Below are 24861 nucleotides of genomic sequence, written 5' to 3' on the forward strand. Positions count from 1 at the left end.
CGCAGCGGGAGATGGTGATCACGGTCACCCGAAAATCTTTACGCTCACGGCTTCGTTCGCGCGTTATTAACCAGAACTGCGCCCATTCGCCGCCACGACGTGCAGGTGCTTCATGTCCGTGACCATTTGAGTCGGGTCGGTTTCGACGGGCATGCCGATGGGGGTCGCACCGCAGAGTTCTGCGAATGCGATGTCATGGGTCGAAAACAATACCGTCGCCGAACGTGCTGTCTCGACGAAGAATGCAGCGATCACCTTGCGCGCGGTGTCGTCGATGCCGTTGCTCGGTTCGTCGGCAATCAACACTGCCGGTGACCCGATCGATGCAGCAACCAGCATGGTCTTTTTCTGCGTGCCTAGCGACATCTGCTCGATCCGGCTATCGAGATAGTTCGAGAGACCCAACTGCGCGGCGAAGTCGAGCGTGTTCGGTTCGATCGATGTTTTTTTGGCCGAAGCGACAAACTCGAGCAGTGCATAGCCCGTCATGAACGGGTAGACGGGACACGTATCGGGAACAAACGAAAGACGCCGTTTCGCATCGACAGGCGAGTCGATCAACGAATGATTTCCGATCCAGACCTCTCCGCCATCGATACGCTCGACACCTGCGAGGGCTTTTAGCAGCGTCGATTTTCCGCTTCCGTTAGGGCCTCGCAGTGCATGGCAGCCCGTGCCAAACACGTGGCCGACGCCGTCGAGCACGGTCTTGCTTCCGTAACGCTTTTCAAGTCGCTCGAACCGCAGCACGTCCTGCCTCCTTGCACTCGTTGAATGGGGTATGACTTGTTAAATCGCCACGCGCCAAACGCTCGCAACCCACACACCCGCGAGCAACGTATTGAGTACGAGCGCGTGTTCAGGCGCTTTGACGGACGGCACCCGCATCGCGGCGATCAGCGCGATCAGTCCGATCACGCTCGACAGGCACCGCGCGCCCTCGTCCCATGAACGATGCATTGCGATAGCACTTGAGAGCACGAACGCAAAGGGCAGGCATAACGCGATCACGACCAACACATCAGCACGCGCTTGCGCGTAGCGCCCAATGGGAAGTGCTGCACTATATTGCGCGGCACGTGCATGTTCCCGATACAGATCGCGATACGCGCTCGCGACAATCATCGCCATGAATGCGTCTGCGATCAACGCCAGAGGCACCGAGCGCTGATCGAAACCCCAGAGACTCATCAGCGCAACACTTCCGGCGACGAGCCCAAGCAGCAATAAAGCGCGCGTCATATTGGCGGTGCGACACGTATCGGTCATGACATGAGCACTGATCTTGACCAGTGGCGGCACGGAGGGCAGCAGCCGCCTCAATACGTGCGCCGTAGTGACCTGATGCGGCCAGATCCAGGCCCCCGATCGTTGTGTCGGCATCAATGAGGCCAACGCGACACCCAGGATGATCAGCGACACTCCGATCGCACCGACCGCGCCGACGCCATGCCCGACCGCCCCGATGGCAAGCAGCGCATCCGATGCGCCGACTGCGGCAAGCCATCTCGCATCGCGATCGAGTACCGCCACTTGAACCGCACATACGGCCAGCACCAGGCCGCACAACACGCCACCGTGAATGAACGGCTGCGACTCCGCTCCCAATGTGATCGCCGTTGCAAAGATCGGGGCAAAGAGCGGTGTATCGGCAATGAGCAAAACCGCCAAGTCAACGCGCCGCATCAAACTCGGAGCGAGCGGCAGTGCGTGCATATATTTCGCAAATGCGCCGCCCGAAATCGCGTCGTGCTGGACGTGCACCCACGCGACCGCACAGACCTCGAGCCATGCCATCCAAGCAAAGCGCCAAAAGAAACTGTGCTCGGGGTCGAACAACACACCAACCGGCGTGCCGATCAGTCGCGATTGCTCGACGATGGGCATCGCCAGCGGAGAGAGCAGTGCGACCGCGAGAAAAATGGCTTTCCAATACCGGAAAATGCGCCGTCCCGTTTCGACGCCATACCAGCGCAGACGTGCCGCCAGAAGCAATGCCGCTACAGGCCTACCGCGCCCCGCAGTCTCTCCGACCTTCAAAATCCGCATTGATCGATCACGTTGTCATTGAGCGGTCTGCCCAGCCGCAAAAACCCGGAAACGCCGCCGTCGCCAGCTTAGTAACTTAAGCCGATGTGGTCGTTCAAGCCATGGAATCGATCGAAGCGATGAATCCAACCTTGCTACCCGTGCCACCTTGCCTTTGAAGCCACCGACGCCACTGAAACCCACTATTTTCTCTGCACGACGCGGCCTGCTATGATGCTGTACATATATACAGCTATTTGAAGTTTCAGGCCCCGGCGCCCGAAACTTCGCCCTTGCCTGGCCGTGACTCCGTCCGATCCGCGTTATTACTATCTGGCCAACTTCGAGCGCGCACTCGCGTGGCTCGCGCAGCGCTATGAAGATCTGCTGTCGCCCGATGAAAGCGCGTTTCTGACGCATTTTGCCGATTTACCCCTGCCCGCGCGAGCATTGCTTGTGCGGATGCTGATGCGCCGCGGCGATCTGTTCCGCACCAGCCGGCTCAATTACGACGAAATCGGCGACAACGATGTCGCCATCGGCCCGCTGGCGGCGCTCGGATGGGTCGACCGCGAGCCGTTGCTGCCGCTTGACACGTTGTTTGCCTTGATGACCAAGCCTGAGCTTGTCGACATCTTCGGGCGTCCGCCCACCCCGTCGACGCGCAAGTCCGCGTGGCTCGAGCATTTGAGCAGCACGTTTCCCGATGCCCGCGCGTATCGAAGCTGGCACGGCGGCGCAACGGACGAGGTGGTCCATGTCACCATCGGACCGCTGTGCGAACGCCTGCGGCTCATGTTTTTCGGCAACCTTTATCAGGACTGGTCCGAATTCGTGCTCGCCGACCTCGGCATTTTCCAGTACGAAAGCGTGGCATTTGATACCGCATCGCGTGCATTTCAGCGCCGTGAAGATATCGACACCTATCTGCAGATCCAGGCGTGCCGCGCCGCATTGGAGCTCGGTCCCGATCTCGACCTCGCAGCGCTTTTCGAGGCGGCGGAATCCGCGCGTTCGGACAACCCGTGGATCGAAACGCGCCGCGCCAAGCTGCTCTTTCAGATCGGCCAGTATTGTGAACGGCTTCAGCAGTTCGATCACGCACGCGAGGCCTATGAACGCAGTGCGTATCCCGGCGCCCGGCATCGGCTGATTCGCGTGCTCGAACGCAGCGAGCTCATCGAGCGCGCATGGCCGCTTGCGCTCGAAGCGGTAGCCGCACCCGAAAGCGACGAGGAACTGCAACGCGTGTCGCGCATGATGCCAAGGCTCAAGCGACTGCTTGCCAAAGCTATGAACGCTTGCGGCATTCAAGCGATCGACCTGTCTTCCGGAAACACGTTTCCTGCACACGGGTCAGCTTCACAGCGCCGAGACGATGCATCGATTTCGTCGGCGCTTGCTACAGGATCCGCCACCGCGAAATCTTCTTTGGCGTCGGTCTCGGGGCTCACAAGCATCGCGTCCGAAAAGCCTGAGTCCCACGAACTCGCACGCACGCCGATCCGTCGCATCGATGTCACGCTCGCACGCCCGTCTGATGGCGAGCGCGTCGAATGGGCCGCGCTTGCGCATCTTCATCGCGACGACGCGCCGGTTCACTACGTCGAAAACACGCTGATCAACGGCTTGTTCGGGCTGCTTTGCTGGCCCGCTATTTTCGAACCGCTGCCCGGCGCGTTCTTCCACCCGTTTCAAAGCGGCCCCGCGGATCTGCACGCACCCGACTTTGCGAGCCGGCGTCTCGCAAGTTTTAGCGCTTGCTTTGCGGCACTCGATAACGGCACTTACCGCCAGATCATTCTCGATCGCTTTAACGAGAAATTCGGTTTGCAGTCCCCGTTCGTTGCGTGGAATGCGCTCGATACGGACCTGCTCACGCTCGCGCTCGATTGCATACCCGCTCATGATCTCAAGCGCTTCTTCGAGCGTGTCCTCGCCGATGTCAAAGCGAACCGGTCCGGCCTCCCCGATCTGATCCAGTTCTGGCCGAGTGAACGTCGCTACGCGCTCATCGAGATCAAAGGGCCTGGCGATCGTCTTCAGGACAATCAGCTCCGGTGGATCGACTACTGTGCGCAGCACGGCATCCCGATCGACGTCATGCATGTGCGCTGGCAAGACGACAACGACCTCGACAACGACGATGAAGAGGACCCGTCCGTGTCCGTTGCGCCGAAAGAGGCGCATGGCCCGGATGTTCTGGACAAACCGCCAAGCCTCAATAACGCGGAAAACCCGGACCACGCCGCTAACGCCGAAACCGAACATCTCGCCCGGAGACGCACGCGATGAGCTATACGATCGCCGTGCGCGCGATGTGCGAATTCACGGCACGTGAGGGCGATCTTGATCTGCGCTTCACCCCAGCGCCCACGGCGCAGGAAGGCATCGCGGGACACGCGCTCGTCGCGGGAAATCGAACAGGCCCCTATGAAACGGAAGTCGCCCTCAGCGGCAGCTTCGGCGAGCTGCGCATCCGCGGGCGTGCCGACGGATACGACCCCGTCGACAACCGGATCGAAGAGGTCAAGACGTATCGCGGCGAATTCACATCCATACCGGCCAATCATCGGGCCTTGCATTGGGCGCAGGCACGCATCTATGCGCATCTGATTTGCGAAGAGCGTGAGCTTAAGGACATCAAGGTCGCGCTCGTGTACTTCGAGATCGTGTCGCAGAAGGAGACGGCGCTTGTCGAGCATCACACCGCTGCCGGGCTTGCCGAGCATTTCACACTGCATTGCTCGCGCTTCCTGCAATGGGCGATTCGCGAGCAGGCGCACCGCGAGGCGCGTGATGCCGCGCTTGCCGCAATGCGTTTTCCACAGCCTGCATTTCGCCCGGGTCAACGCGAGCTGGCGGTCGCGGTCTACCGTGCGGCCACGACAGGCGGCCATCTGCTCGCCCAAGCGCCGACGGGAATCGGCAAGACACTCGGCACTGTGTTTCCCGCACTCAAGGCTTGCCCAGGCGAGAAGATCGACAAGCTCTTTTTTCTCGCTGCCAAAAGCTCGGGCCGAGCGCTCGCGCTTGATGCGATCGACCAGCTTCGCACGGACGAGCAAGGCGTGCCGATGCTACGCGCCCTCGAACTCGTCGCGCGCGACAAGTCTTGCGAACATCCGGACAAGGCGTGTCACGGCGACTCGTGTCCGCTTGCGCGCGGGTTCTACGATCGTCTCGCGGACGCGCGACTTGAGGCCGTCTCGCATCCGCGGCTCGATCGGGCTACGGTCAGGCAGGTCGCCCTTGCGCACGACATCTGTCCTTACTACTTGTCGCAAGAGCTCGCGCGCTGGTCCGATGTGGTGGTGGGCGACTACAACTACTACTTCGATACGAGCGCCCTGCTGTTCTCGTTGACGCTGGCCAATGTGTGGCGGGTCGGCTTGCTTGTCGACGAAGCGCACAACCTCGTCGATCGCGCTCGATCGATGTACAGCGCGACGCTCGACGAACGCTCGATGGCGGCAGCTCGTGCCTTGGCGCCCGCAGGCCTCAGGCGTGCGTTCGATTCGGTTAAGCGCCAATGGAACACCGTGGTGCGCGATCAGACGGAGATTTACCAGGTTCACGACACCGTACCGGTTCGCCTCGTCACCGCGCTGCAAAACCTGACGACGAAGATCACAGACCATCTCGCGCAATCTGCCTTTGCGCTTAACGACGCCCTGCTCAACTTCTACTTTGAAGCGCTGCATTTCGGAAGCCTGGCCGACGCATTTGGCGCCCATTCTCTGTTCGACATCACGCTGTCCGCGCGGCCCGATGATCCGGAACGGCTCGACGACGAAACGGGTCAGGCAACGCGCAAGACATCCAGCAAGGCATGGAGCAGAACATCGACCAAGGCGCCGACGTCGACCCTCTGCGTGCGCAACGTCATCCCCGCGCACTTCCTGGCGCCACGCTATACATCGGCGCACATGACCGTGATGTTCTCGGGCACGTTGAGTCCGTTTCATTTCTATCGCGATACGCTCGGCTTGCCCGACGATACGCGCACGATCGATGTTCAGGGCCCCTTCCGCGCCGAACAGCTGTCGGTCAATGTCATCAGCAACGTGTCGACGCGTTTTCGCGACCGCGAACGTTCGCTTGAACCGATCGTCGATCTTATTGCAGCGCAATATGCCGAGCGACCGGGCAACTATCTGGGATTTCTTAGCAGCTTCGACTATCTGCAGCGTGTCACTGCGCTGATCAAGCAACGGCATCCAATGCTGCCCGTCTGGGAACAGACGCAAGGCATGGACGAAACACGCCGCTCGGAGTTTCTCGAACGTTTTCAGCCCGATGGACGCGGCATTGGCTTTGCCGTGCTCGGCGGCGCTTTTTCGGAAGGCATCGACTTGCCTGGCGAACGCCTGATCGGCGCGTTCATCGCCACGCTCGGGCTGCCCCAGCTGAACCCTGTCAACGAAGCCGTGCGGCAGCGCATGCACGAACGGTTCGGTAACGGGTATGACTACACTTATCTGTACCCTGGCCTGCAAAAGGTCGTACAGGCGGCGGGACGCGTGATCCGAACTGAACGCGACGTCGGCACGATTCATCTGATCGATGACCGCTACCGCCGCAATGAAATTCAGGCGCTTCTGCCCGCCTGGTGGGACATTCGAACGATGCGCGTAGCGCGCCCCACCTCGGGCGAAGCCTGAGCGGCGTGCCTGTCGGCGAGCACGCGGTGCTTCACATGCATATGCAAGTGTGGCGTATGAGCAATATCCACATTGCGTGCAGGCGCTTCCGGGTTATCACGCAGAATTCACTCGATTTACTCGAATAAGACGCCGGAAAGCCGCGAGAAAGAATCCTTTTCTTTCAGTTTGCATTCATATCGGGCAAACCCGCGTCGCACAAGGGATTGCGGTTACTGCAAATCTGACAGAATTCCCACATAATGCCTGCGCAGACCGGCCGCGGAGACAGCAAGACGACCGGTTGCACCGGGGCTTTCAGGCTGCGCCACACACTCGCAGCCCGTCAATACGACGGGGCACACACCGTTTCGCACCGGCAGATCCACTCCGATACAGGTAATAAGAGACCATGACAACGAACGATCAGGAGCGGCAACCCGGCCTAGTACGCTGGCTTTTGCTTCTTCCCTTCATCGCGCTTCTTTGGCTGCCGTTCTACAACGGAACCGAGCCTTCCATCCTGGGATTTCCTTTCTTCTATTGGTACCAGTTTCTGTGGGTGCCGGTGACTTCGCTCATCCTCTATATCGTTTATAGGAGCATCAAGTGAGCGAACCGACGTCCATTAACGGCGTCGCGATGGCCGTATTCATCGCTTTTTTTGTTCTCGTCACTGTCATTGGTTTCCTGGCCGCGCGCTGGAAAGCGGGCGATCTGAATCAGCTGCATGAGTGGGGTCTCGGCGGCCGTCAGTTTGGCGTAGTCATTTCGTGGTTCCTGGTCGGCGGCGACTTCTATACCGCCTACACTGTGATCGCCGTCCCGGCGCTGGTGTACTCGGTCGGTGCGTATGGCTTCTTTGCACTGCCCTACACGATCATCGTGTATCCGTTCGTGTTTGCCGTGATGCCGAAGCTCTGGAAGATCGCGCACGAGAAGCAACACATCACGGGCGCCGACTTCGTGCATGGCGAATACGGTGGCAAGTGGTTCCCGGCTGCCGTCGCCATTACGGGTATCGTCGCCACGATGCCGTACATCGCGCTCCAGCTCGTCGGTATGCAGGTCGTGATCAAGAGCCTCGGCGTGTCGGGCGAGTTGCCGCTGATCATCGCCTTCGTGATCCTCGCGCTCTACACGTATGCAAGCGGTCTGCGTGCGCCGGCGATGATTGCGTTCGTCAAGGACATCATGATTTATATCGTGGTGATCGCGGCGGTCGTGATCATTCCCGAGAAGCTCGGTGGCTACAGCAACGTGTTCCATGCTGCTGACACGTACTTCCAGGCCAAGGGCGGCCCGACGGGTATCGTGCTCAAGCCGACGCAGTTCACGGCGTACGCTTCGCTCGCGCTCGGTTCGGCACTGGCTGCGTTCATGTATCCGCACACGATGACGGCGATTCTGTCGTCGAGCTCGGCCACGACGGTTCGCAAGAACGCGATCTTCCTGCCGGCCTACACGATCCTGCTGGGCCTGATCGCACTGCTCGGTTATATGGCGATCGCAGCGGGTGTGAAGGTCACGTCGGCCAATGACGTCGTGCCGGTTCTGTTCAACACGATCTTCCCGTCGTGGTTCGTCGGCTTCGCAGCGGCAGCGATTGCTATCGCAGCTCTGGTGCCCGCGGCCATCATGTCAATCGGTGCGGCGAACCTGTTCACGCGTAATCTGTGGCGTCCGCTCGTGAACCCGAACATCTCGCCGTCCGCGGAAGCCGCGAATGCGAAGCTCGTGTCGCTGGTCGTCAAGTTCGGCGCGCTGCTGTTTATCGTGTTCCTGCCGACGCAATTCGCGATCGAGCTGCAGCTGCTTGGCGGCGTCTGGATTCTGCAGATCCTGCCGGCGATTGTGCTGACGCTCTACACGCGCCGTCTGTCGACGCCGGGCCTGTTCCTCGGCTGGCTCGTCGGTATCGTCACGGGTACGGCACTCGCGATCATTCAGGGCCTCAAGCCGGTGTACACGATTCACCTCGGTGACTCGGCCTACCCGCTCTATATCGGCATCATCGCGCTGGTCGTCAATATCATCGTTACGTTTATCGTGTCGACGATTTCGCCGCGCAAGCAGCTTGCTTAAGAGATCTCTGAAGGGATCGCTAAAGGGATCGCTTAGGGTCCACAAGGCGGCCTGAAAGGCTGAGCGTTTCAAGGCGGCATCTACTGAAAAGTAGGTGCCGCTTTTGTTTTTGGGCGCCAGAACGTGCGCTTTCAGCGAGCTGCTCGATGGACGAGACCTGCGCCAACCGCGATTTAACGGTCGCCAACGAGGCCTGCGAGCCGTTCGCTTTGCCGAAATACGGCGTCAAGTCACACGTACTTTAAGGAAAAGAGACCTTAGCGACTGGGCGCATACACCGGATACGCCTCGATAAAGCCATATTTCGCGACGGCCGCACGCACGTCGGCTCGATTGCGCACGGCTTCAAAACGCTTGCTGACCAGGGCTTCGAAATCCGTCGGATGCGGCTCAGGCAAGTAGATCTGAAGCGCACCCAGCTCATCGTTGCGCGTGAGCGGATCATCGAGGCGCGCGATGATCATTGCCGCAAGACCCTCTTCATCATCCGCACACGCGAGCGCCGCGCGTAACGGATTCGGCGCGTCGTCACGATGACTCCGCAGCGTGTCCAGCGAAGCTTTAAGACGATCGCGATCTCCCAACTGCGCGTAGGAACATACGCGCACCTGCTCGGCTTCCATCAGCCCGTAGTCACTCGCGGTGTCGTTGGTCACGCCGTTCAATTCAATCAAGGCATCACGCGCCCGACCGCGGAGATAGAGCAAATCGGCGAGATTGATTTTCTGGCTTACGACGTCGCCCCCTGATGCGGCGGCGTTGTCGCGTGCCTTGGTCTGTGTCGTGATGGCTTCGTCCCAGCGCCCCATGCGCCAGAGCACGCGATTGCGATAGTCGAGTGCCCAGCGAAGGTTGTCCTTTTGATCGTCAAATGCGGTCTGCCCCGCGGCGGCGTTGACCTTGCCCAACGCATCATCAAGCAACGCAAGCGCATCGACGAGGCGGCCGACTTCCATCAATGACACCGCCTGTGTCGCGACGCTTCCGATCTGGCGTGGGTGCGCGTCTGCGAATGCTTTGCGATTGCCGACGTAGCGTTCGTTGATCGCAGCGCCGTCGGTGAATATCGGATTGCCTTCAACATAACGTCGATACCGCCCGTCGGCGCGAATGCTCGCAATCATCGATGGAATATCGAGTTTCTTAAGCAGTTCTCGTGCGTCGGAATCCCGGGCTTGTGCGACGTCGATCTCGAAGAGTTCGAACCAGAAGAACTGCACGGTCGCCATATCGACACCGTTGCGCGGTGCATAGTCGATCTGCCGCAGCGCTTCGAGCAGGACTTGGCGGTGCTGTTCGCCGTCCTTGAGACTGTGTGTGTCATTGATGGTGTCGCGGAGCAATCCGCTATCGAGATTCGCGGCGTCTGCGGGACTCGTGGAGATGCTGCCGGCCATGGCGTCGGCGGCCACGTCATAACGGCGCGTTACGCTCGCGAGGATCGACAACGACAACCAGTACTGCGCGGTGCGAATGCCTGGGTCGGTTTGTCCGGCTAGCAGCATGTCGCCGTATGCGGCCTCTGCCTCGCCGTTTGCTTGCTCGCAGCCTGCCAGCATGATGTCGATGCTCGCGCGCAATCCCGAGGTCACCGTTCCGAACACCGGGCTCTGTCGAAGTCTCAGGAGATCGGCCTCCGAACCCTTCGTGTCGCCACGCTGCGTCTTCGCAATGGCAGCGCGTAGTTCGACGAACCATGCTTCCTGCGCAGGCGTCACCGTTTGCTGCGGCGTGGCCGGCTGAGGTGACGTCGCTTGAGGCGTCGTCACCTGAGGCGTCGTCACCTGCGTCGATGACGTGGGGTTAGGAGCCGATGCAGCCGGGATAGCTGGAGCAATACCACTTGCGGATGGCGTTGCCGGGGCAGGCGACGGTGTCGCCGGAGCGACCACCGCAGCTGGCGTCGATGCGGGTGCCGGCGCCGGCGTGGGCGTGACGACCGATGCTGGTGCAGGTGCAGGTGCAGGTGCAGGTGCAGGTGCAGGTGCAGGTGCAGGTGCAGGTGCAGGTGCAGGTGCAGGTGCAGGAAGCGTAGTCGACTCGGCCGGCTCCGCAAGCGGCTCGGATGACGCTACGGGCGGCGCAGGCGGTGCGGGTTGAGCAGCAGGTTCTTGCGGCAACGGAGACGGCGCGGGGATCGGTGCGGGAACGATCGTCGGCGACGGAACAGTCGACGGAGCCGGAGCCGGTGCACCACCGGCCGGCGGCGTGCCGAACTTCAGCGGACTATTGCCCGGCGAAACCGACGGTGCTGTCGCAGGCGGCGCCGACGCCGGCATATCGTCAGACGATGCCGGATCGCCCGCCGCATCGGCGAGCCCAGGCGCAACCAGCATCAGGACGACGACCGCCGCAGCGAGTGTTTTCATGCGCGTGCCGGATTCGTATGCGGCATAGCGCCATCGAGCGCCCTGCCGTTCGGTATGCCCAGGCGCAACACTGCTCGCCCATGCGCAGTCTACGCTGAACGCGCGAATGACATGAAGCCGTACATCCACGGGTATCGCCGGCCGATCCAACCCGCTCGCCGCTTTGACCGTGACGTCCACTTGCCCTTCAAACGCCGGCTTCAAGTTCGGGACACGTGCAGCTTGAATTCCAGAACTGCGGGACTTCGGGACGTCGGCACTCGCAGACTTGGAGACTTGGAGACTTGGAGACTTGGAGACTTGGAGACTTGGAAACTTAAGAAATTGCCGCCCCGGCAAGCCGCGAAAGCAAGCGCAATTTGCCAGTGTATGGGCACTTCGCCGTGTTTCAAGAGACCCTCGTAATTTCCCTCAATGGCCCTTGAAACCCTGTTTCCCCTTCATATATTCGCTCCATAGCGCAGGCACGAACGGCACAACGCGGTCGCGAATGTCTCGCTACGAATGACCAACCTGGACGACGGCAGTAAGGACCACCTGAATGCGACACGCATCGTGGCTACGCCGCAATTTGGAGTGATCGACCATGAGCGATTTGTATTTCGGCACTGACCTGTTCGACGAATTCGACCGGCTTCATCGGCGTATGTCGGGCGCCTTCGGCGGCTTTCCGACGAGCCTGCGTTCGACACAGAACGGTGCATTCCCCCACATTAATGTCGGTACGACTGACGAATCGATTGAAGTCGTCGCTTTCGCACCCGGCATCGATTCGTCGAAGCTCGAAGTCACGATCGACAAGGGCCTGCTGACGATTGCCGGCGAACGCAAGCAAACGGATGCCCCCGCCGAAGCGAAGCAATACGCTCGCGAGCGCTTTAACGGCACATTCCGCCGCGTGGTCGAGCTGCCGCAACACGCCGATGCCGACAAGGTCGATGCTCGTTACGTCGACGGCGTGCTACGCATTTCGATCGGCAAGCGCGAAGTCTCCAAGCCGCGCGCCATCACCGTTCACTAAATCGAGGTTGACCATGTTCCAGAACACCCAAGTCGCACAGCACGACACCCCGGCCGCACCGCGCCAGGCCACAGCAGAAACGGTCCGTCGCAAGACGATTGCACCGGCTGTCGATATTTATGAAGACGCGCAAGCAGTCACCTTGTTTGCCGACCTGCCCGGCGTGCCGCGTGAAAAGCTCGATATTCGAGTGCATGATGGTCACTTGACCATTGAAGCCGTGCCGGCTGAGGTCACGCCGTCGAACGTGCGTGTCTCCTATGCCGAAGAACGCGTTCCGTTTTTCGCCCGACGCTTTGTCGTCAGCGACGATTTCGATACGTCGCGTATCGAAGCGAACCTGAAAGACGGTGTGCTGAAGCTAACGATTCCGCGCCGCGAAGCAGCGAAGCCGCGTCAGATTCAGGTCAATATCGGCTAAACCGCGTTGGGTAGGCGCCAAAGAAAAAACGGCTGCGAGCAACTCGCAGCCGTTTGTTTTTGCCGTGCGCTTTCGTTCAAACGCTCAACGACTTCTCTGACTTCGGCGATGCAGCCAGTTCGTCACGCACTTCCGCGGCGATCTCAAACGAGCGCAGTCGTGCAGCATGGTCATAGGTCATCGATGTCAGCATCAATTCATCGGGACGATGCTGTTCGATAAAAGCCTGCGCCTGGTCGCGAACGGTCTGCTTCGAGCCGACGAACGCGCAACTCAACGCCCTGCGGATCGACGCGGCCTCGAGTTCATTCCAGATGTGGTCCATCGAATCGATCGGCGGACGCAGCCGGCCTGGCGTGCCACGACGCAGCTGGTAAAACTGCTGCTGAATCGATGTCATCAGGCGCTCGCCTTCGGCATCCGTATCCGCGGCAAATACATTGACACCCAGCATCACGTGCGGCTTCGCGAGCTGATTCGACGGCGTGAAACGACTGCGGTAAAGATCAATCGCTCGCTCCATGAGGTCCGGTGCAAAATGCGACGCGAACGCAAACGGCAAACCGAGTTCAGCCGCAAGCGACGCGCTGAACAAACTCGATCCGAGCAGCCAGATCGGTACATCAAGACCCGAACCCGGTACCGCCTGAACACCCGACACGCCCCGCCCTGAAAAGTAGGCCTTCAGATCGACGACATCCTGAGGAAACGTGTCTGCCGTGTCGAACGCCGCGCGCCGCAGCGCGCGAGCCGTGTGCTGGTCCGTGCCCGGGGCGCGCCCCAATCCGAGGTCGATACGGCCGGGATACAACGAGGCCAGCGTGCCGAACTGCTCGGCGACCACCAGCGGTGCGTGGTTGGGCAGCATGATGCCGCCGGAGCCGACGCGAATTGTCGACGTCGCACCCGCGACGTGGCCGATCACGACGGCCGTCGCCGCACTCGCGATACCCGGCATATTGTGGTGCTCGGCAAGCCAATAACGCTGATATCCCCAGCGTTCGGCGTGCTGTGCCAGATCGACGGAATTGCGAAACGCATCGGAGGCCGTTGCGCCTTCGACGATCGATGAAAGATCGAGAACTGAAAATGGAATCATCACGGTGACCGCTGAAGCCTGAATCGTTCAGGCGGCGAACCGGGCCGGTGCGTCCATATACGTAATCTGGGTTTTGCCATGCGGGGTTGGCTTGCCTTCATCCGAGAGATTGACGAACACCATCCGGTTGATCGTCAGAATACTCTCGCGCGTGATTTTGTTCCGAACCTCACACCGCAGCGTGATCGACGTACGGCCGAATTCGGTCGCTGTAATACCGAGTTCGATGACATCGCCCTCGCGCGCCGAACTCACGAAATTGATCTCCGAGATCAGCTTGGTCACCACGCGCTGGTTGCCCAGCTGGGTAATCACATAGATCGCGGCTTCTTCGTCGATCCATTTGAGCAGGCTGCCGCCGAACAGGGTGCCATTTTCCGTACTAACACAATCGTCAAAGTTTACCTAGACTGCTTTTCAGTCGTCATTTCATGCCACGCGTTGACGAAATTTGATTGACGACTGTGTGCAGTAGTCCTGAACAACGGCGTGGCAAACGGCAGAGCCAATGTCTCGCGGCGCGGCTGATTTTTTTTTGACGAGACGATGGTTGCCTGGAGGCTTGCAGAAAAATGCATCTTGAACGCGACGCCGCCGGAAATATTTACGCCATTGTCGTGGACGCTAGCGGTCTGGTACATCCAAGGAGCATCCCGGCGGTGTTTGCGTCATCTAGGGACACCGATATGGTGCTGGCAGGTCTTCTGCCGTTCGCCACGCGCAGTACTAGCTACCACAGCCAACTGCTCGAGGCGGAGTATCTAAAAGGATTGAGTCGTCTCGTCGCAAGCACCGAAATCAAGACTCTTCCAGCCTCCGACGTGGAATGGCAGGTGTTAGTTGATAGTTGCTATGAATTGCATTTGCGAAATCGAACATTGACGCTTCAAAAGCGGAAGATACAGTGGATTAATCACTACCAAAAGCAATTTACGCATCTTCGAGATATCGCACTGCTTATTCCTTCTAACGTCATAATTCCGCCCAAAAATGGGTTTCTAAAGCTGCCATCACATAGGGAGAGTCCTACAATTCTCGGAAAAGGGCGTCGACCAACTCGACACGCGAATGGAAGTGAAACGCTAATCAACCTCGACATCAGCAAGACTGATGCAGAGTATCTCGAGAACTTTAAAACAAGCCTTATCAACGCACGCGCGGCGGTCGACAGCGATTTCGTTGCATATGTTATTTCAATGTCCGAACACTATGCTTACGGCCAAAAGCTACTCGCAATGTGCACGCAAGCACAGTGGAAGGAAATAAAGCAGCGTTTTGACCGCGTTCAAACGCACATTCTCGACTCGCCATACAACGCAATGCATAAAGCGTTGGAAGGCGAAATTTTCCCGGGAAGCACAGAGATTTCACTCGCGCGGATTCTCCGAGCATATTCGGAAAACTCCCAGGGCCCAAGCAACGACCAGGCTTTCAAAAACAATCCCTGGCTTCCGTCGTGGCAGCGACTGAGGTTGCCCGACTTGTGTCCTGCGGCTCCAACCGACAGCTTTTCCACCGCTGCACGTTTCGCATGGATGTGCGGTGAAATCAGCGTTACCGACCTAACCGTCATTCACGCTTTACTCATGGTGCGCAATCCGAAATTTAATGCGCTGCCGCTCTTCGACAGTGTGATTCGCGACAAGCACGGGAAATTTCATTTTGAAGTCGTCATCGACGGAATTTCGTTTTTAGTTGATAAAAGACGAGCTTCCACCCAAAAAACAAGCACACTCGACGAAATGAGTCAGCTCGCAATAACCGTCTTGTTGGACATGACTCAATCATCACGGGTTTTAATGAAAATAGACGATGTATTACGTGACCGCCTTTTCTTTCTTCGCGACCGGAACGGGGCGAAACCCGCTCACTACACATCACTATATGCCTTTAACGGAGTAGGCGAACATAAGCGTCGGATACAAAATTTCCTGCCACGAATTGCGTCAAGCAAAACAATAGTGCACATCAATCCTGCGCGACTACGAAGCACTAGCGCTGTCTTAGCTTGGTTTAAATCGGGGTCGGTTTTGGAGGCGGCACGAGAGCTCGGAAATTCAACGCGCGTTGTGCTAGAACATTATATACCCAGAGCTCTTATCGATGCGTGGAACACGCGAATCGCGCGTCGATTTCATAATTTAAATCTTTGCGTCGCGACAGCGAACGAAACTTACGCGTTTGAAAGTACCGATTTTCATAGCATCGACGAAATGCGAGCGTTCATCGCGGATATGCTTAGTCAGCACGCAGCAGCCAGTAGCGAATTGGCGGCTTTGCTACACTCACGTCTTGCCCGGAATGACGCGCCCTCGGACGCGCACGAGCTCTCAAGTGTTGAAGGCACAGGCTTAGTCGTCCCCATCGGTGTCGAATCTCTGTCAATTATGTATGCATACAGAGACCAAATATATCAACGAGGTGTGCGCAGTCCGGCTCGAGATTTGGAAGCCAGCTCGGTGCTTTCAGAAGCGACGGCGGTCGAATTGGCCGACCTCCTCTCTACTCGCTTGCCCTCTCACGAAAATATGGCTTACCGGAAGGTTCACCAAGACGCAATCTTAGAGGCGAGGAAAATCTCACAAAACATCGACAAATCAGCGCAAATGACGGTTCGAGCGTTAGAGTCAGATTATGACTAAATATCGTTCGGCGCGTGATTTTCATAAGGAAGAGGAGATTATCATTGACCTCTTCTTGGAAGAGGTTCGCGCCCGGAGAATGTCCACTGACACAGGATGGAAAGCTCCGTGGCTACTCTCGGACATCCACGACACCAGTTGGAAGCTACGCACAGGTCTCGCTGCGGCTGTGGATGCAAGACATCGAGGAGAGCAAGTCAACTGGGACGACCGTCTACCAAATGGGACAACACTTTCAGATGACTGCAACACACTTTATAGACATCTTTTGCAAAAAACGGCATTTCTGTTAAGGGAAAATTCCTCTCTGACCGTGCGGTCAGTTAATACTCATTTGATTCACATATCTAATTTAAAAACGATAACGCAATTTGTTTTTCGATTTCCGGATAAATTTGCACCGGAAACCAGTTATCTTTCAAATGTCGACAACAGAAATTTCAGAGAACTTCTCGAACAATATTCAAAAGGAAGCCTCTTCCTCGCCGGCGGCTATGCTGAACGATTTCTCGAATCAATAGACCCGCACAAATTGATATTTCAAAGCGTGTCAAATGCAGATGCAAATGCAGATGTAAATCGCCTGCCACATGAATATGTAGGCACATTAATTGGTCTTCTTCGAGAGCGAGGATTTTATCGCGCTACAGGTGCATTTGGATGCAACGCCTTTTTAGAGCATATTAGCCGAAAGAAGCTCGCGGCACTCTTAAATTGCGATGTGAGTGTATTTCATAGTCAACGTGCTATCGCTTTTTTTCGTCAATTTGAGCCAGACTATATCGAAAAATTTGGCGATTTGTGCGTCCGAATTGCCCCGCTCTATAGGGATTTTCCGTCTCATCGCACAAAAATGCGCGATGAAATTCTGACATCGAAAGCGGCGGAATTCTCGGTTGCTCACCTCACATCAACTATTGAAGCCGTTTCTCTTCTTAAATCGCGTTTAGGCGATGTTGTTCCTAACATAAGCGCGCAACAATTTCAGTCTGCGGGCCGATTCTTTTCGACAAAATCGCAGCCAATGGGCAATACGCCTTGGATGCCGATAGACGTCGCTATGGCCTATCTAAATGAGTCAATAAAATGGGTTCTCGTGTATGGGCCCATACTAGTTGACATATATATCCGAGGCTTGGAGTTTTTCGACAGTGCCGGCACCCAAGCTCTTGGTACGGACCTCGGTCGCAGAACGCGAGAAGACTGGTTTGCTTGCAATCTTCCTCCCGACCTAGCGCCACTGAACATTTCGGGCTGGGGTCCCAGTGCCGGAGATGCCGAAGAACTCGGCACGCAGCGCCATTTTGGAGTGTCCAACGCCATGCACGTGCTGCTGGGGGCTTGTCTACACGTAATAGCGGGGCTTGCGCCATCCAGGGTCACCGAGATTGCCTTTTTGGCAAAGGACTGTGTCAGCTTCGTGCAGGGCGATGGCTACTGGCTTGAAAAAATGCGCGGAAAAGCTGTCCAAGATGACGAATACGACAGCCATCGAATTCCAATACCTCGAATTCTTTCCAAGGCAATCAAATTACTCAAAGACATTGGCGAAAAAACAAAATCGTTTGCTCATGACTATGACAATTCGCTTAACCAATATTTATTGTATTTACCAGATTTTTTCTCGGTAGACCGCCTAGGTTTCAGCAAAAAAAATGTATCGCATATCAATTATGCCCTAAACAAATTCTGTGACTTTGTCGGTTTGCCCACCGATGAGCATGGGCGTCGCTGGTACGTGCGAGTTCACGAGAATAGAAAGTCATTTTTGCTTACTTTGATTTGGTCATTTAAATACGCAGCGCTCGATACGGCGCGATGGCTTGCAGGCCATTCAAATGAAGGCTTTATTATTTCATACATGCTTCGGGCGTTCCCCAATATCGCCATTTCCGAGCTTGAAGCAAATCATTTAGCCAAATCACTGTGGAATTTTTCTATCTCACCAAAAGAGAAGCCCGATATCCTAAATGTGGACGACTTGTACGGTCGAGTTTGTAAGCACTTTAATGTGCGCGAAATCAGTGAAATCGAGCCAGAACAGTTGCAAGATTGGCTGGAATTATGCATCGTCAGCGGTGATTATTTTGTCGAACTCGTCGAAATTAACTCGAACGCCCGGAAACATCGCGTGGCAGTTAGGGTTAGATTTAAATCGAAATAGATACGACCAGTCAAAATTACCCTTGATTAACTGGCATTTTGTGTAAGCAAAGGATAGCAAAATGACAAAACACGCACCAATCGACAAATCGGTCGACAGCACGCGCGCACTTTGGTTACTGTTAAAAGCGGCCATCGAACAACCCGGCAAGGTTTCAGAGAAATTAGTCGCTGCTTGTGCAACTCAAGCTTCAATTTGTTTATTCCAGGACCCACACAATAAGATAGTTCGACTTTCGTTGAATACTCTAAAAAATGCAGCTGAAATCGCCGTTGAACCAGGTGGATGGAAAGAATTGAACTCGCTTCGTCGAAAGGTAGCGATTCTTCGTCTCGCCAACACACACGGAAGAATACGAAACGGGCGCGGTATCCGAGAAGAGCTAAAACGAAAAATCAAAGAGAATCTAGAACTTGTTCAGCGAGTTCAAGAACTTCTTCGCGGCAGAACTCTATTATTGTCAGCATACATGGATACAGTTGAAATGCTACGAACACATGCCAAACTTAGTCCAGTACTTCATGAGCGATTACACGAGCACGAGTCCATTTTTAACGTTCGAACTCTATCTAAGGTGGAGGATGGAAATGACGACGAAAAATGACACCATCCGGACTGCAAATGAAATACATGGGCAACTTTTTACGGTGCTCAACGATGTCTCTGTTCCTACATTTTCCACAATCACCGGGATGGATGGAAAATATGGTCCGGCAGAAACTCAAGAACATGTTGCGATGGTATTTATGCGCTATCCAAATGGTGCGCCATGTGTAGAAGTAGAGCTTTATCTTCTTGACCTTCTCAATTCCGGACTGCGTGTAGATAGGCGCGGAGGCTCTGTACGACAAGAAGCAGTAAAACTTTCCCCGTTAGTTCGATATTGCTACGCCCATCGAAAGAATTTCTGCGAGATGCGGTCAAGCGATTTCGCGGACATGCTTAACAAGCTTTTAAATGAAAAAAAGGAAGAAACTGAGAAACTAGCACGCGAGGCTAATCAAGTTATTGAAATCTCCCAAGCATGTGTTCGCTTTTTTACGTGGTTGCAGGAAAGCTTACTCCCACATCGGTCAATTGTGGGTCTAATTGATGAACCGCATCAAATACTGCTTCGAGAACATGAGGCTGTGGATTTTCAAAAGCGTAGACGAGCCTATCGAATCTTTTCTTTAAATCCAGCGCCTTCCACGCCGCAAAAAAAGACCCCTATGCCGTCCGAGAGCATCAGCAAACTTTGGCAAGCCACAGAGAATATTGGAAATCCGCATAAGCAACCGGCTCGCTATCGCCAGCGTTTCGCCGACGAAGCAGATTTTTTGACGCATATCACATTTAGAATGCGAACTCTGAAAATGATTTTGGAGTTAATGAATGCGGTTCCTTGCCGTCCAGGTGAACTTGCTAACATGTCACTTAGCCAAAATCAGATTGCAATGAAACAAGATAAGTCCATTGTTCTAATGACGGAAAAACGAGAGTCCGGAGCGAAGCGTAAAATTGCAGTTCCAATGAGAATTATTATTGACCTTCAAGTGTACATTGAAGTACACCGTGCCAGAATGATAAAAACTCTAGACCGTGGAGGTACTTTTAGGGCAACTGATTCGCTTTTTATCAACACGTTGGGACGGCCGCTACTTAAAGAAAGTCTCACTACAGATTTTAGAAGACTCTGCGGCAGAGCTAGTCTGAATGTACGCACATGCCTGAGTATGTTTCGCCATCGGGGAATCACCACGCTTGTTGCCACACATCTTCAAGAATTCCTCAGCGGCGCAGATGATGCGGTGGTCGCGACACTTGCAGACTCAAACTACTCGACACTGCTTCAAAAGGTCGCGGCGATTACCGGTCACAAACATTGGGAAAGCCTCGTGCCGTACATTCACTTGGCGTGGGCAGAACTGGGCGCATTCGATGCGATTGAAGCTACAACGAGATTGAATGTGTTGATGGAAGCTGTCATGCATAACCTCGCTCCGGAACTCGATGCGATTAAATCCACATCGCCAGCAAAGCAAGCAGCCTACCTTCGTGAACGACTGGAGTATTTCGAACTCGCCACCAAGGAAATGAAGGACGCTCTTGACGCATGTCGACGCGTGAAAGCTCACCCGCTGCCCGCCCTCACCCGACATCTTGCCGTGTAACGCTCGCCTTCCGGCGCTAGCCCGGGCACTAGATGCAAGTAGCCGCGCGCATCTGTTGCATTTCCAAGTGGCTGAGGGAGGAGAGCATTGCCTGACTACGCGACTAAGCCAACTCGCCCCGTCTCGCTCTGACCAAGCTCCCGTCTCGAGACGACGCCCACGCGGTCGAGGTGCTATTGGCCGAAATCGTAGCGAACCACTTATGTGGTGCAACAAAGGCCGCCGTCGCCGGTTCACATATCTAACGCCCCGCATCGACGCTTAGCCTTTGAGAAGCGCGCCCGGGTCCTGTTCTAGCGCCTCGGCGAGTCGCTGAAGGTTGTCAAGCGTTATGTTTGCGACTGAGCGTTCGACCTGGCTGACATAAGTTCGATGAAACCCACACTTTTCACTCAGAAATTCCTGGGATAGGCCGCCCTCCAGACGCAGTCTACGAATGTTCTCCGCAAGCCGGCGTCTCAGCCAGGGGTCCGCTATTTTTTTGTCAATTTCTTCCATTCGCGCAGATTCACCGAACACCGCGTCTGCGTCTACTCAGCATACATCTACCGTACATTCGTCTACTGTGTTTACATCTCATTTTCGAAAGACTACACTTTGGGCGATTCGCAGACTCTGCGCGGGAAAGTGAAAAATGGCGCCCCACGGCCACGGCCCTTGACCCGCGACGGAATTGATAAGCATCTTCTCGGCGCAACATGGTCTACGTCTTTTTTTGCATTGATGGCGTTTTGAGCGATTTGCCAGAACACCGGCCACTCACGCGTCGTGATGGCATCATTGATTCCAGTGGCCGACCCGACGCGGATTTGCTGGCGTTGATGACCGCAGTGGAGGACATCCCTGGGGTCGTAGTTGTAGTTGGCAACGACTGGCCTTGTGCGTACGAAATCCACACTATTCGCACCACTTGTGCCGCGCTTGGGCGACGAATCGTCAACGGACTGATGGACTCAAGCGCGGCACAAGAACAGTCCGTGCTGAGTTTCATGTCGACGCGCCCAGAACCTTACCTGGTCGTCGCACCGCCAGACTTTGGGTTTTGCGAAATACCTCCTTCCCGACGCATCGACTTTCACGAAGGAATTGGATTCGACAGCGAAGCGCAATCCGCGCTCATCTCGCGGCTTCGAGAGATTGGCTATCTTGCAGTGCGGCGGGTGACTCGTGCCCAAGAACTTGGGGCAATGCCTGGAGGCCAACCGCTTGAACGAGCGCGGCAGAATGCTTCCGCGCTGCACGCGAAGCAAGATGAGAAATTTCAGCTCGCACTGCAATCCCTCCTTGGCGAGGGGCCTTGAGTAAATGCCTGGCAACTAGAAAATGGACAAACGGACAGCGCTCTTTTTGGACATCGACGGCGTTCTGCATCGAGGCGCTACATACGTGAATAGCACGGGAATCGTGACCAGTTCGCCCGGCGTTATCAAGCTGTTCGAATTTGCGCCGGTGCTTGAGGATGTTCTTCGTCCGTTCCCTGCGATTGAGGTTGTTTTCTCAAGTGATTGGGCGTTTAGATTCGGCGCGGCCCAAACGCGACGCATGCTTCCTAGCGAATCACTCCAAAATCGGGTCACTGGAGCTACGTTCGAAGGGTGCGAATTTAATGAGCAATTCTGGCCGATGCTGAAACGGGGCGAGCAAGTGCTCGATTACGTTCGGCGTCACTCCCTTGTTGAGTGGCTCGCGATTGACGACAGAAAGGACGGTTTCGAAAGTTGCATGGATAGGCTCGTTCTCTGCCAAGCCGAGGTCGGGCTCGGCGACGACGCAGTAGTGACACGTCTAAGAAACAAATTGTCCGAAATGAGTCGCTGACCGGTCGTCTTGAATAGAGGCAGACACGCCAGCGTAGTGCACCTGCACTTTGTTCGGAGGTTCGAATGGCCATTGGGTTTTGCCCTCCGCCTGACCAGACGCAGGAAACAGCCTTTCTCAAACGCTGGTCGATTCGAGATTTTTTGACGGCAGTCGCCGTCACCTCGTCGGTCACTGCGTCGCAAATCGGGATGGCAGGGTCAGCACGGAGATTGTCGAACTCGACCCCCTTGCGCGACGTGCGCGAACAAAAAGCGGTCGTCGCTACGTACTTGTTGGTCCTAGTGGATACGACAAAGAAGCGAGTGATTTGTGGAACCAGGTGCACAAGGTCCTCGGGGCCGGTCAACCTTGGAAGGACGTGACCGAGCAACTGATACCCGGTAGCCGTACATCGGTGTCGGCGAAGACGCGCCTTTCCCAACGAAACAAATGACGACCGCGAAGAAACACACGGAATTGTCAGTCGCGGCTGATGATTCAGCAAGGAAGGTAGTTGATGACGCGTTCGATGAAGCCTGTTCGAAATACTTCAGCGCGGTGCTACCCCGGACATACGTCAGCTTGATGACAATGTCTCCGTTTGAGCTCGGCATGATGTTCAAGAAAGCACTCAGAGACGAGCTGTATGACCGTCGGCGCAGCACGGAAAATACAGTCGACAGAAGAAAACTGAATTGAAAGGAACGCCCTGACGCGACGGCGCCAAGGGATACCGTACGTCGATACCTAAAGTTGTGAGCTGAGCCAACGATGGAAGACGAACCGACCGGCCCCATAGTGACTCCCAGGTGTCGGCTGAGGCAGCAAGGAAGCTATTGTGACAGTACGAGAACTCATTGAGAAACTAGCGGAAGTTGACCCCGATGCCATTGTCATTTGGCTCGACGAGTACGCTGACAGAGATGAATCTGACGAAGTTCGCGAAGTCGATGCGAGAGGCGAGAACTGGACCCGCGAGACGGGATATTACGGAAGCGGATGGTTTGAAGTTCGCTATCCCGGCGACCCGGTAAGACGCGAACCAGAATACAACGGTATTGTTACCGAGCATATCCGTGTCGTAGTTCTTTCGTCTGGACCGACGAACCTGAGGTTTGAGTAGTGAGAGGCTCCGAAAGCAACTGTTCACACAAGGCGTGAAAAGTCAGTCGAGGCTTGATTCTTCCCGTCGACGCACCGCTTCGTTCATGTCACGAAGCGCCATCTGTCGTCTCCCAATCAAGTTTTGCTACGCGATGAACTTGCAAACGTCCTCGTATCGTCTTTCGTTGCGAAAACCCACGGCAGCGTGACTCCAATGACTCTCTTAGACGGGTGCTTGGCCTCACGCCATTTTGACCGAACTCGGAGTGCTAAAAATTGCTATTTGATTTGCGTAAGCCATCAAATTTCGTCGCCGTACGCAAACTAGAAAGCTGCCTTTTCTACAGTGAAATTTGCGCACGGTCGCACAATACCCTTCGTCGAGCACGATGAATCGCAGACACCGCCCCTTTTCGAGTGTTGAAGCATTGCGGCGACTTCAAATGAAAGCGCGCTACTGCTTCGAGACGGAAGAGTTCGAGGCGCTCACTGGTCGAGAACCGGGTGGCGCGGCGGGTAAAAGCGCGTTATTGCGTTTGAACACACAGGGGTTAGTGGTGCCGCTCGCACGCCGGTCCGGATTTTGGCTCATTGTTCCGCCCGAGCATATATCCAAAGGCGCTCCACCCGTTGCGTGGTGGCTGCATGACTATCTCTCCCGAAAGGAGGTCACCTACCACGTTGGCCTCCTGTCTGCCGCCACCGCACACGGCTCGTCGCACTTCGCCGTCATGGAGACGCAGATTTTCCTTCCTTTGCCACGCCGTGAGCTTCAGGTGGCCCCGTTCAGGCTGCGCTTTTTTGTCAAGCAAGGCATTGCGGATGCTCCAACGGTGACGCTTCGGACCGAAAAGAGCAAGGTTGTCGTGAGCTCAGTCGCAACGACGCTTCTCGACTTGATACGCCACGCGCCGACTGTGGGCGGCATCGAGCGCGCCAACCTTATTTTGCAAGACCTCGGAGAGAAACTGGCGAACGAGGACATTGCGTTGTCACTCGCGGCTGCAGCTGACATTGCAGCGGCACAGCGCTTCGGCTATTTGCTTGAGCACGCGGCGTACAAGAAACACGCGCAAAGAGTGGCCTATTGGTTGAATGAAAAGCGCGTTCAGCGAACACGACTTGATGTATCCGGCACAAGCTCTAAAGGAGACGTGTCGGAGCGATGGAAAGTCCTCATCAACACCGACCTCGCGAGTGTTGCTTAATGTCGGAACAAAAACGTCCGGCGTGAGAGGGCAATGTCTAGCAAGCGTACCAGACAGTCTCCGGCATCTTTCATGCGCTACTGCTTTGCGCCTACGACTGACACTTCGATGCAGATATGCAGCA

At 56.0% G+C, this 24861-nt stretch carries 21 protein-coding genes; 15 read left to right on the forward strand and 6 right to left on the reverse strand.

All coding sequences use genetic code 11. From position 1 onward, the window contains the following. Positions 1-66: 66 nt before the first annotated feature. Both ACMFWR_RS21780 and ACMFWR_RS21785 read right to left on the reverse strand, forming a co-directional pair. Complete coding sequence (locus ACMFWR_RS21780) at positions 67-750, reverse strand: ATP-binding cassette domain-containing protein (protein ID WP_413196767.1); 684 nt, start codon at positions 748-750, stop codon at positions 67-69. Positions 751-789: 39 nt separating this feature from the next. Further along, positions 790-2049 carry a hypothetical protein gene (locus ACMFWR_RS21785; RefSeq protein ID WP_413196768.1) on the reverse strand — a complete coding sequence of 420 codons (1260 nt, stop codon included), beginning with the start codon at positions 2047-2049 and terminating at the stop codon, positions 790-792. Positions 2050-2331: 282 nt separating this feature from the next. Between ACMFWR_RS21785 and ACMFWR_RS21790 the strand changes: the two genes are divergently transcribed. From ACMFWR_RS21790 to mctP, 4 genes are all read left to right on the forward strand, one after another. After that, complete coding sequence (locus ACMFWR_RS21790; RefSeq protein WP_413196769.1) at positions 2332-4323, forward strand: VRR-NUC domain-containing protein; 1992 nt, start codon at positions 2332-2334, stop codon at positions 4321-4323. Further along, positions 4320-6692, forward strand: a complete 2373-nt coding sequence (locus ACMFWR_RS21795) for an ATP-dependent DNA helicase (protein WP_413196770.1) — start codon at positions 4320-4322, stop codon at positions 6690-6692. Before ACMFWR_RS21790 ends, ACMFWR_RS21795 begins: the two co-directional genes overlap by 4 nt. A 391-nt stretch (positions 6693-7083) precedes the next feature. Beyond that, entirely contained in the window at positions 7084-7284 is a 201-nt protein-coding gene (locus ACMFWR_RS21800; protein ID WP_413196771.1) for a DUF3311 domain-containing protein, read from the forward strand. Positions 7285-7313: 29 nt separating this feature from the next. Continuing rightward, positions 7314-8756, forward strand: coding sequence for a monocarboxylate uptake permease MctP (mctP, locus tag ACMFWR_RS21805; RefSeq protein ID WP_413197317.1), 1443 nt, complete (start codon positions 7314-7316; stop codon positions 8754-8756). Between the two features lie 257 nt (positions 8757-9013). Here mctP and ACMFWR_RS21810 read toward each other — a convergent pair whose 3' ends face one another. After that, the gene (locus tag ACMFWR_RS21810) at positions 9014-11125 is read right to left on the reverse strand and encodes a hypothetical protein (protein ID WP_413196772.1); all 2112 of its coding nucleotides are present in this window, start codon (positions 11123-11125) and stop codon (positions 9014-9016) included. A 586-nt stretch (positions 11126-11711) separates the two neighbouring features. Between ACMFWR_RS21810 and ACMFWR_RS21815 the strand changes: the two genes are divergently transcribed. Beyond that, on the forward strand, positions 11712-12146 hold the full coding sequence (locus ACMFWR_RS21815) for an Hsp20/alpha crystallin family protein (RefSeq protein ID WP_413196773.1): 435 nt from the start codon (positions 11712-11714) through the stop codon (positions 12144-12146). Positions 12147-12159: 13 nt separating this feature from the next. Further along, positions 12160-12567: an Hsp20/alpha crystallin family protein gene (locus tag ACMFWR_RS21820; RefSeq protein WP_413196774.1), complete on the forward strand. Its 408-nt coding sequence runs from the start codon at positions 12160-12162 to the stop codon at positions 12565-12567. 76 nt (positions 12568-12643) lie between these two features. Here the strand turns inward: ACMFWR_RS21820 and ACMFWR_RS21825 are convergent, their stop codons facing one another. Together ACMFWR_RS21825 and ACMFWR_RS21830 are read right to left on the reverse strand one after the other, a co-directional pair. After that, on the reverse strand, positions 12644-13666 hold the full coding sequence (locus tag ACMFWR_RS21825; protein WP_413196775.1) for an LLM class flavin-dependent oxidoreductase: 1023 nt from the start codon (positions 13664-13666) through the stop codon (positions 12644-12646). A 27-nt stretch (positions 13667-13693) separates the two neighbouring features. After that, positions 13694-14032: an acyl-CoA thioesterase gene (locus ACMFWR_RS21830; protein ID WP_413197318.1), complete on the reverse strand. Its 339-nt coding sequence runs from the start codon at positions 14030-14032 to the stop codon at positions 13694-13696. A gap of 206 nt (positions 14033-14238) precedes the next feature. On the opposite strand from ACMFWR_RS21830, the gene ACMFWR_RS21835 reads away from it, so the two are divergent. From ACMFWR_RS21835 to ACMFWR_RS21850, 4 genes are all read left to right on the forward strand, one after another. Further along, complete coding sequence (locus ACMFWR_RS21835; protein ID WP_413196776.1) at positions 14239-16308, forward strand: hypothetical protein; 2070 nt, start codon at positions 14239-14241, stop codon at positions 16306-16308. Continuing rightward, positions 16301-18472: a hypothetical protein gene (locus ACMFWR_RS21840; protein WP_413196777.1), complete on the forward strand. Its 2172-nt coding sequence runs from the start codon at positions 16301-16303 to the stop codon at positions 18470-18472. Before ACMFWR_RS21835 ends, ACMFWR_RS21840 begins: the two co-directional genes overlap by 8 nt. A gap of 61 nt (positions 18473-18533) precedes the next feature. Beyond that, positions 18534-19076 (forward strand): hypothetical protein, encoded by a 543-nt coding sequence (locus tag ACMFWR_RS21845; protein ID WP_413196778.1) that lies wholly within the window; start codon positions 18534-18536, stop codon positions 19074-19076. Further along, on the forward strand, positions 19060-20625 hold the full coding sequence (locus ACMFWR_RS21850) for a hypothetical protein (RefSeq protein ID WP_413196779.1): 1566 nt from the start codon (positions 19060-19062) through the stop codon (positions 20623-20625). Before ACMFWR_RS21845 ends, ACMFWR_RS21850 begins: the two co-directional genes overlap by 17 nt. A gap of 261 nt (positions 20626-20886) precedes the next feature. On the opposite strand, the gene ACMFWR_RS21855 is transcribed toward ACMFWR_RS21850, so the two are convergent. After that, positions 20887-21123: a helix-turn-helix domain-containing protein gene (locus ACMFWR_RS21855; RefSeq protein WP_413196780.1), complete on the reverse strand. Its 237-nt coding sequence runs from the start codon at positions 21121-21123 to the stop codon at positions 20887-20889. Positions 21124-21323: 200 nt separating this feature from the next. Here ACMFWR_RS21855 and ACMFWR_RS21860 point away from each other — a divergent pair, with 200 nt between their 5' ends. From ACMFWR_RS21860 to ACMFWR_RS21880, 5 genes are all read left to right on the forward strand, one after another. Further along, positions 21324-21926 carry a hypothetical protein gene (locus ACMFWR_RS21860; protein WP_413196781.1) on the forward strand — a complete coding sequence of 201 codons (603 nt, stop codon included), beginning with the start codon at positions 21324-21326 and terminating at the stop codon, positions 21924-21926. Positions 21927-21948: 22 nt separating this feature from the next. Next, positions 21949-22443, forward strand: a complete 495-nt coding sequence (locus tag ACMFWR_RS21865; RefSeq protein ID WP_413196782.1) for an HAD domain-containing protein — start codon at positions 21949-21951, stop codon at positions 22441-22443. Positions 22444-22875: 432 nt separating this feature from the next. After that, positions 22876-23124, forward strand: a complete 249-nt coding sequence (locus ACMFWR_RS21870) for a hypothetical protein (protein WP_413196783.1) — start codon at positions 22876-22878, stop codon at positions 23122-23124. A gap of 139 nt (positions 23125-23263) precedes the next feature. Further along, a complete protein-coding gene (locus tag ACMFWR_RS21875; RefSeq protein WP_413196784.1) occupies positions 23264-23548 on the forward strand; it encodes a hypothetical protein in 285 nt (94 codons plus the stop codon). Positions 23549-23972: 424 nt separating this feature from the next. After that, entirely contained in the window at positions 23973-24737 is a 765-nt protein-coding gene (locus ACMFWR_RS21880; RefSeq protein ID WP_413196785.1) for a type IV toxin-antitoxin system AbiEi family antitoxin domain-containing protein, read from the forward strand. Positions 24738-24861: the final 124 nt, after the last annotated feature.

The organism is Pararobbsia alpina (assembly GCF_965118125.1).
Classification (GTDB): domain Bacteria; phylum Pseudomonadota; class Gammaproteobacteria; order Burkholderiales; family Burkholderiaceae; genus Pararobbsia; species Pararobbsia alpina_A.

What these genes read in the sequence shown, in the direction of transcription:
- ACMFWR_RS21800 (WP_413196771.1), top strand. Translation starts at nt 7,084, where the DNA reads ATGACAACGAACGATCAGGAGCGGCAACCCGGCCTAGTACGCTGGCTT.
- ACMFWR_RS21840 (WP_413196777.1), top strand. Translation starts at nt 16,301, where the DNA reads ATGACTAAATATCGTTCGGCGCGTGATTTTCATAAGGAAGAGGAGATT.
- ACMFWR_RS21850 (WP_413196779.1), top strand. Translation starts at nt 19,060, where the DNA reads ATGACGACGAAAAATGACACCATCCGGACTGCAAATGAAATACATGGG.
- ACMFWR_RS21795 (WP_413196770.1), top strand. Translation starts at nt 4,320, where the DNA reads ATGAGCTATACGATCGCCGTGCGCGCGATGTGCGAATTCACGGCACGT.
- ACMFWR_RS21815 (WP_413196773.1), top strand. Translation starts at nt 11,712, where the DNA reads ATGAGCGATTTGTATTTCGGCACTGACCTGTTCGACGAATTCGACCGG.
- ACMFWR_RS21825 (WP_413196775.1), bottom strand. Translation starts at nt 13,666, where the DNA reads ATGATTCCATTTTCAGTTCTCGATCTTTCATCGATCGTCGAAGGCGCA.
- ACMFWR_RS21865 (WP_413196782.1), top strand. Translation starts at nt 21,949, where the DNA reads ATGGACAAACGGACAGCGCTCTTTTTGGACATCGACGGCGTTCTGCAT.
- ACMFWR_RS21855 (WP_413196780.1), bottom strand. Translation starts at nt 21,123, where the DNA reads ATGGAAGAAATTGACAAAAAAATAGCGGACCCCTGGCTGAGACGCCGG.
- ACMFWR_RS21785 (WP_413196768.1), bottom strand. Translation starts at nt 2,049, where the DNA reads ATGCGGATTTTGAAGGTCGGAGAGACTGCGGGGCGCGGTAGGCCTGTA.
- mctP (WP_413197317.1), top strand. Translation starts at nt 7,314, where the DNA reads ATGGCCGTATTCATCGCTTTTTTTGTTCTCGTCACTGTCATTGGTTTC.
- ACMFWR_RS21880 (WP_413196785.1), top strand. Translation starts at nt 23,973, where the DNA reads ATGAAAGCGCGCTACTGCTTCGAGACGGAAGAGTTCGAGGCGCTCACT.
- ACMFWR_RS21835 (WP_413196776.1), top strand. Translation starts at nt 14,239, where the DNA reads ATGCATCTTGAACGCGACGCCGCCGGAAATATTTACGCCATTGTCGTG.
- ACMFWR_RS21845 (WP_413196778.1), top strand. Translation starts at nt 18,534, where the DNA reads ATGACAAAACACGCACCAATCGACAAATCGGTCGACAGCACGCGCGCA.
- ACMFWR_RS21860 (WP_413196781.1), top strand. Translation starts at nt 21,324, where the DNA reads ATGGTCTACGTCTTTTTTTGCATTGATGGCGTTTTGAGCGATTTGCCA.
- ACMFWR_RS21810 (WP_413196772.1), bottom strand. Translation starts at nt 11,125, where the DNA reads ATGAAAACACTCGCTGCGGCGGTCGTCGTCCTGATGCTGGTTGCGCCT.
- ACMFWR_RS21870 (WP_413196783.1), top strand. Translation starts at nt 22,876, where the DNA reads ATGACGACCGCGAAGAAACACACGGAATTGTCAGTCGCGGCTGATGAT.
- ACMFWR_RS21820 (WP_413196774.1), top strand. Translation starts at nt 12,160, where the DNA reads ATGTTCCAGAACACCCAAGTCGCACAGCACGACACCCCGGCCGCACCG.